11 protein-coding genes are annotated in these 12,465 nt (G+C 71.4%); 2 read left to right on the forward strand and 9 right to left on the reverse strand.

Translation table 11 applies throughout. The features are described from left to right. Positions 1-50: 50 nt before the first annotated feature. From L942_RS23955 to L942_RS23985, 7 genes are all read right to left on the reverse strand, one after another. Positions 51-857 carry an ABC transporter permease gene (locus tag L942_RS23955; RefSeq protein ID WP_037364454.1) on the reverse strand — a complete coding sequence of 269 codons (807 nt, stop codon included), beginning with the start codon at positions 855-857 and terminating at the stop codon, positions 51-53. Further along, positions 857-1,798 (reverse strand): ABC transporter ATP-binding protein, encoded by a 942-nt coding sequence (locus L942_RS23960; RefSeq protein ID WP_037364456.1) that lies wholly within the window; start codon positions 1,796-1,798, stop codon positions 857-859. Before L942_RS23960 ends, L942_RS23955 begins: the two co-directional genes overlap by 1 nt. Positions 1,799-1,932: 134 nt before the next feature. Further along, entirely contained in the window at positions 1,933-5,268 is a 3,336-nt protein-coding gene (locus L942_RS23965; RefSeq protein ID WP_081655196.1) for a phosphodiester glycosidase family protein, read from the reverse strand. A 124-nt stretch (positions 5,269-5,392) separates the two neighbouring features. After that, positions 5,393-6,118 (reverse strand): maleylpyruvate isomerase family mycothiol-dependent enzyme, encoded by a 726-nt coding sequence (locus L942_RS23970; protein WP_037364459.1) that lies wholly within the window; start codon positions 6,116-6,118, stop codon positions 5,393-5,395. A 318-nt stretch (positions 6,119-6,436) separates the two neighbouring features. Further along, positions 6,437-6,847 carry a nucleoside-diphosphate kinase gene (gene ndk, locus L942_RS23975; protein ID WP_037364462.1) on the reverse strand — a complete coding sequence of 137 codons (411 nt, stop codon included), beginning with the start codon at positions 6,845-6,847 and terminating at the stop codon, positions 6,437-6,439. Positions 6,848-6,927: 80 nt separating this feature from the next. Then, on the reverse strand, positions 6,928-8,487 hold the full coding sequence (locus tag L942_RS23980) for an alkaline phosphatase D family protein (protein ID WP_037364465.1): 1,560 nt from the start codon (positions 8,485-8,487) through the stop codon (positions 6,928-6,930). 96 nt (positions 8,488-8,583) lie between these two features. Then, positions 8,584-9,063 carry a GNAT family N-acetyltransferase gene (locus L942_RS23985; protein WP_037364468.1) on the reverse strand — a complete coding sequence of 160 codons (480 nt, stop codon included), beginning with the start codon at positions 9,061-9,063 and terminating at the stop codon, positions 8,584-8,586. Positions 9,064-9,116: 53 nt separating this feature from the next. Here L942_RS23985 and L942_RS23990 point away from each other — a divergent pair, with 53 nt between their 5' ends. Continuing rightward, positions 9,117-9,497: a VOC family protein gene (locus tag L942_RS23990; protein WP_037364470.1), complete on the forward strand. Its 381-nt coding sequence runs from the start codon at positions 9,117-9,119 to the stop codon at positions 9,495-9,497. Positions 9,498-9,515: 18 nt separating this feature from the next. On the opposite strand, the gene L942_RS23995 is transcribed toward L942_RS23990, so the two are convergent. Further along, positions 9,516-9,923, reverse strand: a complete 408-nt coding sequence (locus L942_RS23995) for a DUF4233 domain-containing protein (RefSeq protein ID WP_037364472.1) — start codon at positions 9,921-9,923, stop codon at positions 9,516-9,518. After that, positions 9,920-11,593: a bifunctional tetrahydrofolate synthase/dihydrofolate synthase gene (gene folC / locus L942_RS24000; RefSeq protein ID WP_037364474.1), complete on the reverse strand. Its 1,674-nt coding sequence runs from the start codon at positions 11,591-11,593 to the stop codon at positions 9,920-9,922. The genes L942_RS23995 and folC overlap by 4 nt, the downstream gene beginning before the upstream one ends. Positions 11,594-11,761: 168 nt before the next feature. Between folC and L942_RS24005 the strand changes: the two genes are divergently transcribed. Beyond that, positions 11,762-12,394, forward strand: coding sequence for a class I SAM-dependent methyltransferase (locus L942_RS24005; RefSeq protein WP_037364477.1), 633 nt, complete (start codon positions 11,762-11,764; stop codon positions 12,392-12,394). Positions 12,395-12,465 lie beyond the last annotated feature (71 nt).

Consider the following 12,465-nt stretch of genomic DNA (forward strand, 5'->3'; position numbering starts at 1 on the left):
CCGTACCAGGCCAACCACACCACAGTCACCCCTGCCGCTTGACAAAAGCATTAGACAGCCACCAGCCGTCGGTAGAAGCCGCGGTGCGCGATCGTCCAGCCGATCGCCACCAGCGCCGCCAGATACGCGAGGTGCCCGAGCACCGGGAGCAGCTCGCGCCCGCCGAGCGTGGCGGCGCGGGAGAGCTCGGTGCCGTGCCACAGCGGGGAAATCCAGGCGAGCCAGCGCAGGTACAGGGGCAGCTGGGCGATCGGGAAGAACGTGCCGGAGAACAGGGTCATCGGGATGACGACGAAGCGGAAGATCAACCCGAACCGCTGTCCCTCGTCGAAGGTCCACGCGGCCAGCGCGGCCATCAGCGATCCGCAGGCGAGCCCGGTGAGGACGCCGACCAGGATCACCAGCAGCGCCCCCGCGTTGGCCCAGGCGCCGAACAGCAACGCGATGAGCGCGTAGACCGCGCCGGAAAGGGCGAGCCGCAGAATCGTCCAGATCTGGTGGCCGCCGAGGACCTGGCCCGGGGACACCGGGGTCGCGGTGACCGCCAGGTAGTCCTTCTGCCATTTGAATCCGCTGAGCACCGGATAGCTCGATTCGCTGACGCCCTGCTGCGCCGCGCCGGCCACGAGCAGCGCCGGGGCGACGTACATCAGGTAGGACACGCCGCCGGTCGCCGCACCGGGCCGGACCTGCGAGCCGAAGCCGAGCCCCATCGCGGCGAGGAACAGCACCGGTTGCAGGCCGGTGGAGTAGAGCGTGCTGAGCCAGTGCCTGCGGTACCAGGTCCAGTAGCCCTCGACGCGCAGCCAGGCGCCGTGGAACCGGCCGACCACGCGGCCGGTGGCGGGAGCGGTCATCAGTCCACCAACGTCCGGCCGGTGAGGCGGAGGAAGACGTCCTCCAGGGAACTGCGCCGGACCAGGCTCGACAGCGGGCGCAGGCCGCGTTCGTGGGCGCGCTCGAGGGTGGCCTCGCCGGTCATCGTGTAGAGCAGCACCCGGTCCGGGAGGACTTCGACGCGCTCGGCCAGCCCGTCGAGCCGGTCGGCCGCGCCCTGCTGCTCCCCCGGCGCGAACCGCAGCTCGACGACTTCCCGGGTGGAATGCCGCGCGATCAGCTCGGCGGGCGAGCCCTCCGCGGCGATCCGGCCGCCGTCCATGACGACCAAGCGGTCGCAGAGCTGTTCTGCTTCGTCCATGTAATGCGTGGTGACGATCAGCGTGGTGCCGCGCGCTTTGAGCCGGAAAAGCCGGTCCCACAACAGATGCCTGGCCTGCGGATCGAGCCCGGTGGTCGGTTCGTCGAGCAACAGCAGCTCCGGGTCGTTCACCAGCGAGCGGGCGATGGTGAGCCGCCGTTTCATGCCGCCGGACAGGGAGTCGACCGGTTTCTCGGCGCGGTCGGACAGCTGCGCGAACTCCATCAGCTCGACGGCCTTCTTCCGCACGTGCGCGCGGGAGAGGCCGAAATAGCGGCCGTAGACGTGGAGGTTCTGCCGGACGGTCAGCTCCACGTCGAGGTTGTCCTCCTGCGGCACCACGCCCAGGCGCGCGCGGATCCGCGGCCCGTCGACGTCCGGGTCCATGCCGAGGACGCGCAGATCGCCGTCGGTGCGCGGCGACACGCACGCGATCATCCGCATCGTCGACGACTTCCCGGCGCCGTTGGGCCCGAGGAAGCCGAACGCCTCCCCTCGCCGCACCTCGACGTCGACGCCGCGGACTGCCTCGAATTCTCCGAACCGTTTGACCAGCGCCTTCGCTTGCACGAGCGCTGGTTCCGATGCCGACTCTCCCACGAGAAACGACAGTAGAGGGAGGGACCGACAATTCTCGACCCGTTTCCCCGGCGCGGGTACGGCATCCGGGTGGATCTCCCGCGAAAAGGCGGGACGGCCCGAAGACCGCCCCGCCCTCGCCGCGAAAACCCGGCTCAGCGCACCGTCACCGGCACCGAACGGGTCACCCCGTTCACCGTCACCGAGATCTCCGCCGTTCCCGGGCTCAGGCCCCGCACCGTTCCAGTGGCCGGGTCCAGCGAAACCACGTCCCATGGCGCGGGCGGCCAGCTGCCGATGTGCACGCCGCGGCCGCCCCAAGCGGCGCTTACCGGGTATGCCACCGGAATCGATCGGCCTTCCTGCGTCACCGCGGCGGTCACCGTTCCGGTCCCGCCCCGCGAAAGGGTGCCCGGGCCGGTCACAGTGAGCGCGTCGACGTTGGGGCGCGTCTCGAATCGCACTGGCTGGCCTCGGTCCGAAGGGTCGACCTGAACGAGGGTCCAGCCGACGAAACCGCCGTCACCGGGGGCCGCGGCCGGGGTTTTGCCTGAGTTGCCGTTCACCAGGTACGGCACGCCGTCGGTACGCGAAAGGCCGAACACTCCCGCGTGCGAAGCCAGCGACGCCGCCGGCTTGCCGGACTTTTCCTCGAAACCAGTCAGCCACATCTGCAGCAGCGCGGCCTCCTTCCGGTCGCCCAGCTGCGAATTGCCGGTCGGGCTCGGGTCCTTCACCGGGTGATGCATCGCGACGACCACGCCCCGCACCGAACGGTCCTGCGCGGCGTTGTCGAGCGCTTCGCGCAGCATGCGGACCTGGTCGAACCCGCCTGCCCGCAGCGAACCGCGCGACGAGTCCATCAGGATCAGCCGCAGGCCGTGCACGTCGACCACCCGGTGCGTTTCCCCGAACGCGTCCTGGAAGTTCTTCAGACCGTTGCCGCCCTCGGCTTCGTGGTTGCCGGGGACGTAGTACCAGGGAACGCGGCCGTCCAGCTCTTCGGTGATGATCTTCCGGGCCAGGACGAAGTCCGGCGCGGTGCCGCGGTCCACGAAGTCGCCGTTGATCAGGACGAGATCCGGTTTCGCCGCGACCGCCTCGCGCAGTGCCCGGCGTGCTTGGGCGACGAGCGGACCGTCCGGGGCGTCGGCGGTGAACTGGGCGTCGCTGACGACGGCGATCTTCAGGCCGCCCTTGCCGAGCGTGCCGTTGGTGACGAGCGCCGGGTCCGGAACGGCCGGATCCTGCGGCACCGCGGTGGTCGGCGCGACCTCGAAGGTGAGGTCGTTGAACACCAGTTTGCCCTCATACTGCTTGTCCGCCACGGTTTCCACGGCGTAGAACCGGGTGAGCCGCTGTCCGTCCGGCAATCCGGCGGGCACCGCGGCCGTCACGTATCGCCAACCGGTCCAGTCGACGTTTCGGGCAAGGTCCACAATGGACGCGGTGTTGGCGCCGTCGCGGAGTTCCGCGCGGATCCAGGCCCCCTTGCCGTCGCCGTTGATCCACATGCCGATCTTCTGCGTGCCGGCCGGAACGGGGAGCGGGTCGGCCGCGTTGACATACGCGGCGCGGGTCGCGGTGGTGCCGGTGAGCCGGTAGTCGAGCGCCAGGCCCTTGCCGCCGTTGCGTCCGTCCGCCGACGACAGCGCGGCGCCGACGACCGCCGGGTACACAGTGGCGGACCAGCCTTCCGGGCCAGCCAGTGGAGCCGCTACGCGCGCCTCGGTGCCCACCGAAGCCGCCAGGTGCACAGTCTTCCCGCCTGCGTGCACGGTGATCGCAGTAGCCCCGGACGTGGTCTTCGCGGTCACCGCGAAACCCTTGCCGGAGGGCTCGATCTTCACCACCGCGGGGTCGTATTCGAGCTTCACGTCCGACGGTTCGATCCAGGTGCCGTAACCGTCCGCGTCGTAGCCGTAGACCTGGAACTCACCGCGCGCGTCGGCACCGGACAGCACGACCTGCTTGGTGCTCGCGCCCAGCCGGACCGGCTTGCCCAGCACGGTCAGCTTCGTGCGGCCGCTCACGGAGTTCTGGTGCGCGGTCACCGTCACGTCGGCGCGCGCGTCCGGGTGCAGAAAGTCGGGCTGCGCGGTGAAAACGTTCTTCGTGACCGTGCCGCGGAACGCGTTCGACGTGGTCCAGAACGGCCGGGACGCCACCGCGGCACCGGTCTCGTCGTGGCCGTTCGGCACGAGCGCGCGGCTCAGGCCGGACAGCACGCGGGTCGAGTTTTCGCCCTCCTGCGCGGGGGCGGGCGCGAAGCCGGTCAGCCGTCCGCTGCCGGGGACGGTCGCGACACCGATGCCGTTGGGCACCAAGCGTTCCCCGCCGTCCGAAGGCGAGTTGCGCACCGACGGCGCGGCTTCTCCTTCGCCACGCGCGAGCAGCGTCGAAGAGCCGCCGCCGTCAAGGTTGATCGCGTCGTCGGCACCGAGCCGCTTCAGCTGCCGGGCCATTTCCAGTTCGGTCATCCCGCGGCTGTCGGCCTGGCGACCGTCGACCGTGACCAGCCACATCCGCTTGCCGTCCGCGGAAAATCCGACGCCGGTGCGCGGGGCGAGGGTGACGTCGTCGAGTTGCTGGAACTGCCCGTCCTTCAGCAACGTCTTGTTCCCGCCGACCGCGACCGCGATCTTTCCCGCGTCGGTCCGCGGTGCGTACGAAACGCCTACGCGGTCACCGACGTGCAGCGCCGACAACGCATCCGCGCCAGCTTCACGGCCAAGCAGCAGCGTGCTGCCGGCCGCAATCGGCCCGTCCGCGGGTGCCGGACGCACCTGCGTCACCACACCGTCGCGGATCTCGACTTCGACCACCCGCTGCGCACCAGCGACCGACGTCGCGCGCGCCGAAGCACCCCAGAGCGGCGTGTAGACGCCCAGCGCGTCTTTCGCGAGCACCGGGCTGTTGAAGTTCGTGGCCGGGACAGCGCGGCCGTCCGGCAGGGTGACCGACGCTTCGAGGAAGATGTCGGCGAGCTTCGCGCGACCCTGGTCGGTGATCGCCGCGGTGGTGTTGTGCCCGGACGCGGGCGCGTTGTGCAGTTCGCCGTTGTCGATGCCGACGCCGAGCGGCGCGCCGGAGGCGTTGATGTCGAAGAAGTCGCCGTTGACGCCCGCGACCGCACCGGCGCGAGCGACCTGCTGAGACAGCGGGGTGCGCGCGGAAACGGTGCCCGGGCTGAGGTAAGTCGGCTTCAGGACCTTGCTGGTGAGGTCGACGCTCAGCGCGTCGCCGCGGATCCAGCCCTTCGGGTCGAAGCGGTCGAACTGGGTGAGATTCAGGCCGGGCGCCACCGCGTTGGTGGCGCTGCTGGTCTCGAGGCCGTCGTCGGCGGCGGGCGCCGCGGCGACGACCGGGGCCTCCCGGGACGAGGAGAAGGCGGAAGCGCTCTCGACCGGCGGCGGACCGAGCGGCGCGGACAGCGGGCCGGCCTGCGCCGGCGTGGCCAGCGGCAGCGCCAGCAGGGCGCTGAGCAGCACGGATCTTGATCTTTTCACCAGATACCCCACGATCGCGAAAATGGCTTAGACCAGCCAAAGCCATCGGCGCGACCGCGGGAAGTCCCCTCGGTGAACGGGACCTGAATGGCGCAGGATTATCCGCTCAGGGAGTCATGCGCGCGGCGAGAAACTCCTTCGCGACGGCCTCGTCGCCAGCGATCTCCGGCTGGGTGTCAGTGCGGTTCCACAGCAGCACCAGCAACTCCTGCGCGGGCGCCGCGACGGTGGCCACCGCTTCGCCCTCGCCCAGCTCGGGCGGTTCGCCGGGCACGACGGTCCACGAGTGCCCGGTGTCGGTGGTGCGCAAGGTGATCGGCGCGGCGAGCGGCACCTCGTGCTTCCAGCGCGCGACGCGCGGCAGCATCGTGCCCAGCACTTCGTGGACGCCGTCGGCGGCGATCAGCGGATCAAGCCGTGTGGTCGCGCCGCGCGCGCCGAACAGATCGACCAGATGCACGGCAGTTTCGTGCACCTGACGGCGGAACCAGAACGCCTTCGTCTTCTCCGCGGCCCCGAAAACCCAGCAGCCGTCGGCGGGATCGGCCGCGTCGAGCGCGTCCAGCAGTTCGGCGGCGCTCTCGGCGTACCAGGGCGCGAGGTCGCCGCTCGGCGAGACGTCGAATTCCTGCTTGCTCAGCTCTCCGGTGCGGACGATCCCGGCGGCCCACCGGTGCACGTTGCCCAGGTGCGTGACGAGGTCGCGCTTGGTCCAGTCGCCGCAGTACGGGACCGGATTGTCCAGGTCACCCGCCGCTTCGGCGGCGAAGGCTCCGGTGAGCGAGCGCAGGTGGGGCAGGTAATCGCGGGGCGGCAGCGGGAGAGCAGTCACCGGTGGAGGTTAACCGATCCGCGGGGGTCCGAGCACTGACGAACTTCCTCGCCCGGCGAGCCTGGCGCGGCGGCACGGGAGCGACCTGGTGGTTCGCCGAAGAGGGCGCGCATCGACCCCAAGCCCGCTGGACGAGGTGCGGCTGGTCGGTGTCGACCCGCCTGCCCCAGATGAATCCGCACAGACCACGGCCGACACCGCCGCGCGCGAGCGAGCGGGCTTCCTCCGCGCCCGGTGGCACCCGGGAAACACGAACGCCGGGCGGGAACCGAAGCCCCTGCCCGGCGTTCGCGAGGGGTCAGTGCCGGTCCGGCCGGATCACAGATCCGGGAACCACAGCTTCAGCTCGCGCTCGGCCGATTCCGGCGAGTCTGAGCCGTGCACCAGGTTGTACTGGGTCTCCAGCGCGTAGTCGCCGCGCAGGGTGCCCGGGGTGGCCTTCTCGACCGGGTCGGTGCCGCCGGCGAGCTGGCGGAACGCGGCGATCGCGCGCGGGCCCTCGACGGCGATCGCGACGAGCGGGCCGGACGTGATGAACTCCAGCAGGTCGCCGAAGAACGGGCGCTCCTTGTGCTCCGCGTAGTGCTCCTCGGCCACGGAGCGCTCGACGGTGCGCAGTTCCAGCGCGGCCAGCTTCAGGCCCTTGCGCTCGATGCGCGAGACGACCTCGCCGACGAGGCCGCGCGCGACGCCATCGGGCTTGACGAGGACCAGCGTGCGTTCAGTCACGACGGTATTTCTCCTTGTGCGGATTCGTGTTAATCGGCGCTGAGCCTATCCGACGCCTATCCGACGCCTATCCGGGCCGGTCAGCGACGCTGCGGCGGCAGCGTCTTCGACCACAGCGAGGCCCCGGTCGCGTCGCGCAGGTCGACCGTCAGCTCGCCGCTCGCACCGTCCACATTCACCTCGCCGAAATGCTGGAACCCTTGCAACGGCGAGGAATTCTGCGTCTGCGGGGCGTGCACGAACACCGCTTCCGGGCCGAAGGTCGGGTCGAGTTTGTTCGGGCCGAAGGCGCCGGCGTTGAGCGGACCGGAGACGAATTCCCAGAACGGGTCGAAGTCCTGGAACGCGGCGCGCTCGGGCGAATAATGGTGCGCGGCGGTGTAGTGCACGTCGGCGGTCAGCCACACGACATTGCGCACGCGGTGGCGCGAGATCTGGTTCAGCACCCAGGCCAGTTCGGTCTCGCGGCCGCCGGGGGCGCCGGGCAGGCCGTTGGCGACCGCCTCGATGTCCTTGCCGTCCGGCACGACCAGCCCGATCGGCATGTCCGCCTGGACGATCTTCCAGGTCGCGGTGCTGCGCCGGAGCGCGTCGGCCAGCCAGCGGGCCTGCGCCTCGCCGAGGATGTGGCCGGGCTTGGTCTGATCCGAGGTGTTGGCGTCGCGGTAGGTGCGCATGTCGAGCACGAACACCTCGACCCGGCTGCCGTAGCGGAAGTTCCGGTACACCCGGCCGTCGACGGCCTGGCGGCGGTCGATCGGATGCCATTCGTGGAACGCCTGGAACGCGCGCCGGGCGAGGACGTCGGCGCGCTTTTCGGTGTATTCGGGACGGTCGTTGAGGACTTCGCCCGGGTACCAGTTGTTGACGACCTCGTGGTCGTCCCACTGGACATACGCCGGGACCTCCGCGGCGAACCGGCGGAAGTGGGCGTCGAGCCGGTTGTAGGCGTGCTGGCCGCGGTATTCGTCGAGGGTTTCGGCGACCTTCGACTTTTCCGGCGTGACGATGTTGTGCCAGGTGCCCGCGCCGCCGGGCAGCGTGACGGTTTCGGTGAGCGGGCCGTCGGCGTACACCGTGTCGCCGCTGTGCAGGAAGAGGTCCGGACGGCGGTCGGCCATCGCGGAGAAGATCGTCATGCCGCCGAGGCCCGGGTTGATGCCGTAGTTCTGCCCGACGACGTCGCCGCTCCATACGATCCGGGTGTTCGCGCGGCCGACCGGGGCGGTGGCGAACCGGCCGGCGACCGGCTCGCTCGTGCTTCGGCCGTCGAGGTCGACCGCAGTGACGCGGTAGTGGTACTCGGTGCCCGGAGCGAGCCCGGCGACGCGCACCTTGCCGGTGCCGCCGGTCTCGGGCGTGACGAACGGGCCGGGCACCTGGCGGGCGTGCCGGAACGACGGGTCGCGCGCGACCTCGACCATCAGCCGCGCCGGACGGTCGGCCCGCGACCACACGATGCCGGAGCCGGTGGTCACGTCCCCGGACGCGACGCCGTGGGCGAGCACCGGGCGGTCGCGGCGGACGAGCGGGGCGGCCGAGGCGGCGCCGGGCAGCAGCAGCCCGCCTGCCGCAGCGAGCGCGGGGACGGCGATTCCGGCTTTGAGCACGGAGCGCCGGGAAGGGGTCGTTTCGGTCATGCCGGTCGTTTTATCCGGCGACCACGGCCAGGCGGCCAACTCGGGCTGACCGCCGGGTGAACGGCTCACCCGGCCGAGAACGCGCACCGCCGGTCGTCACGCTCGGTGTGCATCCCGCACCATCTCGTGCTCGCATTCGCTCGGCCCCGACAGCGGGCGCTCCACGAACCCGTGCCGCTGGTACAGGGCCAGCGCATGCTCGTTTCCGCCCGCGACGCGCAGCGCCAGCTCGCTCGCCCCGCGTCCCTCGCTCCAGCGCACCACGGCCCGGACGAGCGCGTCCCCGACTCCCTTGCCGCGGGCCGAGGGAGCGACCCACATGGACAGCAGCTCGGCTTTGTCGCCGCGTTCGGAAAGGTGCCCGCTGACCATCCCGGCCGGGACGCCGTCGAGGTCGGCCAGGACATTGAGCGACACGTCGCGCAACCGGGCCCGCCAACGGGGTTCGACGTCGTTTTCGCCCTGCCAGTCCGCGAGCGCGGAGCTGAACGCCTCCGGGTCCTCGCGCAGCGCCGCCAGCCGGAGGTCGCGCCACTCCGCCCAGTTCTCCGCGCTCAGCTCCCGCACCACGATCACACCTGCACCGTCGCCGTGGCGGCCCGGCCGTTACATCGGAATAGGGTGAAACCATGCGCATCGACCGGCTCGACCACCTCGTCCTCACCGTCGCCGACCTGGGCGCGACGGTCGATTTCTACACTCGCGTCCTCGGCATGACCGAGGTGACGTTCGGGGCCGGCCGCAAGGCGCTGACGTTCGGCGCCAGCAAGATCAACCTGCACGAGGCCGGGCACGAGTTCGAGCCCAAGGCGGCGCGGCCGACGCCGGGCAGCGCGGATCTGTGCCTGATCACGGCCGATTCGCTGGAGCAGGTCGTCGAAGACCTGGCCGCGCACGGGGTGCCGATCGAGGAGGGCCCGGTCGACCGCACCGGCGCGACCGGGCCGATCCGCAGCGTGTACTTCCGCGACCCGGACCGGAACCTGATCGAGGTCAGCGTCTACTGCTGAGCCGGTACGGCCGAGGGCTCAGGCCTGCGGCTGCTGCTGGCTCGGCAGCGTGCCCGCGGCCATCCGGCGCGCGACGTCGCGGCGCAGCCACAGGAACCACAGGAACGCGGCCAGGAAGATGATCCCGATGATCGCGATCGCCGGCTGCGTGACGCCGACCCCGATGATCGCCAGCTGCAGCAGCAGGATCACCGGCACCGCCCAGACGTGCTTGAGCATCCCGCACAGCACGATCAGCACGACGGCCAGCGCGATGACCGTCCATCCGGTGAAGCTGGTGATGCCGCCGCCGAGCTTCGCGACGACCGGCAGCGCGAGCGCGACGGTGATCGCTTCCATGATCAGCGTTCCGGCCAGCACGCCGCGGAACCCCTTCATCGGGTCCTTCGCGGGCGGCTTCACCGGCGTTTCCGGGGTCTCGCTCATGCCGGTTCCTTCCCGAACAGCGTCCGCGCGTCGCCCGCGGTGACCACCGAGCCGGTCACCAGCACGCCGCCGCCCGCGAGCGGTTCCTCCGGGTCGTCGTTCTGCTCCACGAGGCCGATCGCGGTCTCGATCGCGGTTTCCAGGTCGCCTTCGGCGAGCACCCGGTCCTCGCCGAAGATCGACACGGCCAGCTCGGCCAGGTCCTCGACCGGCAGCGACCGCGGCGACGAACTGCGCGTGACCACGACGTCGGACACGACCGGCTCCAGCGCGTCGAGGATCCCGCGCGCGTCCTTCTCGGCCAGCACGCCGACGACCGCGACGAGCCGGCGGAAGTTGAACTCGTCGGCGATCGTCGCGGCGAGCGACTGGGCGCCCATCGGGTTGTGCGCGGCGTCGACCAGCACCGCCGGGGCGGCCCGCACGCGTTCGAGCCGGCCCGGGTTCTCGACCTCGGCGAACGCCTCGCGCACCGCCTCGACCACGAGCTGTTTGTCTTTGCCCGCCCCGAAAAACGCCTCGACCGCGGCCAGCGCGAGCGCCGCGTTGGCCGCCTGGTGCGCGCCGTGCAGCGGCAGGAAGATCTCGTCGTAGACGCCGCCGAGGCCCTGCAGTTTCAGCATCTGCCCGCCGACCGCGATCTCGCGTTCGAGCACGCCGAACTCGCTGCCCGCGCGCGCCACCGCGGCGTCGACCTCGACCGCGCGCTTGAGCAGGACGTTCAGCACCTCGGGGTCCTGCTCGCCGATCACCGCGACCGAGCCGGGCTTGATGATCCCGGCCTTCTCCGCGGCCGCGTCGACCGCGGTCGGGCCCAGGTATTCGGTGTGGTCCAGCCCGATCGGCGTGATGACCGCGACCTGGGCGTCGGCGACGTTGGTCGCGTCCCAGGCGCCGCCCATGCCCGCTTCGAGCACCGCGGCCTCGACCGGGGCGTCGGCGAACGCCGCGAACGCCATCCCGGTGAGCACCTCGAACTTGCTCATCGGCACGCCGTCCTCGCTCGCGCCGTCGACCATCGCCACGTAGGGCGCGATGTCCTGGTACAGCTCGGCGTAGCGGGCGGCGGAGACCGGGCGGCCGTCGAGCGCGATCCGCTCGGTGACGAGCTGCAGGTGCGGGCTCGTGTAGCGGCCCGAGCGCAGGCCCATGCGGGTCAGCAGCGAATCGACCATCCGCGCGACCGAGCCCTTGCCGTTGGTGCCCGCGATGTGCACGACCGGGTAGCCCCGGTTCGGCTCGCCGAGGAGCGCCATCAGCGCCTGGATCCGGGCGAGCGACGGTTCGAGCTTCGTCTCCGGCCAGCGCTGGTTCAGCTCGGCCTCGGCGGCCATCAGGTCGCGGCGGGCCTCCGGGCCGTTCTCGTCGGCGAACTCGGCGGGCGCGCCCTCGTCGTCGAGCTCGTGCGGTTCGGCGCCCTCTTCGGGACGCAGGTCCGGGACCGGGCCGAGCGCCAGGTTGTCGCCGAGCTGGCCGATGCCGCCGATCCCGCCCCGCGAACCGCCGCCCACGGTGTAGGCCGCGTCCGGCGCGTCGAGGTCCGGCTCCAGCTCGTTGCCGTCCTCGTCCTCGCTGTGCGCCAGCGCGCCCAGTTCGTCGACTCCCGCGAAACTGTCCGGATCGGCGAGATCCGGCCGCCGGGTCTCCTCGGGCTCCTCACCGCGCGGCACTCGTGCACTCCTTGAAGTCGCTGTCCCGGCGCGGTCGCGCGACCGGGAAGACCAGGCGAAAGGTTCGGCCTGGCACGTAGTCGAGGGTACCCGGCGCCCGCCGCGCGCCCGGCGGCCCCGGGCCCCGGCGCGCCCGTCCTCGCGGCGGCCCGTGGCAAAGTCGGGCGCATGCCCTTCGACCACAACCATCACTACCACCCGGCCCTGCTCCGGCTGCTGCCGCCGGGCCCCGGCCGCGCCCTGGACGTGGGCTGCGGCGACGGCCGGTTCGCCCGCAAGCTGGCCGCCGCCGGGATGACCGTCGAAGGCATCGACCTGTCGGACGAAATGCTCGCCCGGGCCGCGTCCGCTGGTTCCCCCGGACCGGGCACCGTGGAGTACCGCCGCGCGGACGTGACCGCCGAACCGCTGGCTCCCGAGTCCTACGCGTACATCTCTTGTCTGGCCTCGCTGCACCACGTCCCGTTCGAAACCGTCACCAGACTGCGCGACGCCCTCGCCCCCGGCGGCGTTCTCGCCGTCCTCGGCTGCGCCCGCCCGAGCCGTCCGAGCGACTACGCCCGCGAACTGGCCGCTGTCCCGGCGAACGCCCTGGCCAGGCTGCTCGTCTTCGCCGGAGACCGCCTCAACGGCGGCGCGGACCCGGTCGCCAAGGCCCCGGTGCGCATGGACTTCCCGCCGCTGACCGACGTCCGCCGGGACTCGGCGCGGCTGCTCCCCGGCAGCACCGTCCGCCCGCTGCTGTTCTGGCGGTACCTGCTGGTCTGGCGAAAGCCCACGGATCACCCCGCAGCCGGGTGAAAACCCGCCCCGACCACCCGATCGGCGGAGAGCGCGGGAGCCCGCGGCGCCGAAAGGTTAAGCGGGTCGTA

It is taken from the genome of Amycolatopsis orientalis DSM 43388 (genome assembly GCF_000411975.1).
GTDB lineage: Bacteria > Actinomycetota > Actinomycetes > Mycobacteriales > Pseudonocardiaceae > Amycolatopsis > Amycolatopsis orientalis_D.

What these genes read in the sequence shown, in the direction of transcription:
- L942_RS23990 (WP_037364470.1), top strand. Translation starts at nt 9,117, where the DNA reads ATGCGCATCGACCGGCTCGACCACCTCGTCCTCACCGTCGCCGACCTG.
- L942_RS23980 (WP_037364465.1), bottom strand. Translation starts at nt 8,487, where the DNA reads ATGACCGAAACGACCCCTTCCCGGCGCTCCGTGCTCAAAGCCGGAATC.
- L942_RS23995 (WP_037364472.1), bottom strand. Translation starts at nt 9,923, where the DNA reads ATGAGCGAGACCCCGGAAACGCCGGTGAAGCCGCCCGCGAAGGACCCG.
- L942_RS23955 (WP_037364454.1), bottom strand. Translation starts at nt 857, where the DNA reads ATGACCGCTCCCGCCACCGGCCGCGTGGTCGGCCGGTTCCACGGCGCC.
- L942_RS24005 (WP_037364477.1), top strand. Translation starts at nt 11,762, where the DNA reads ATGCCCTTCGACCACAACCATCACTACCACCCGGCCCTGCTCCGGCTG.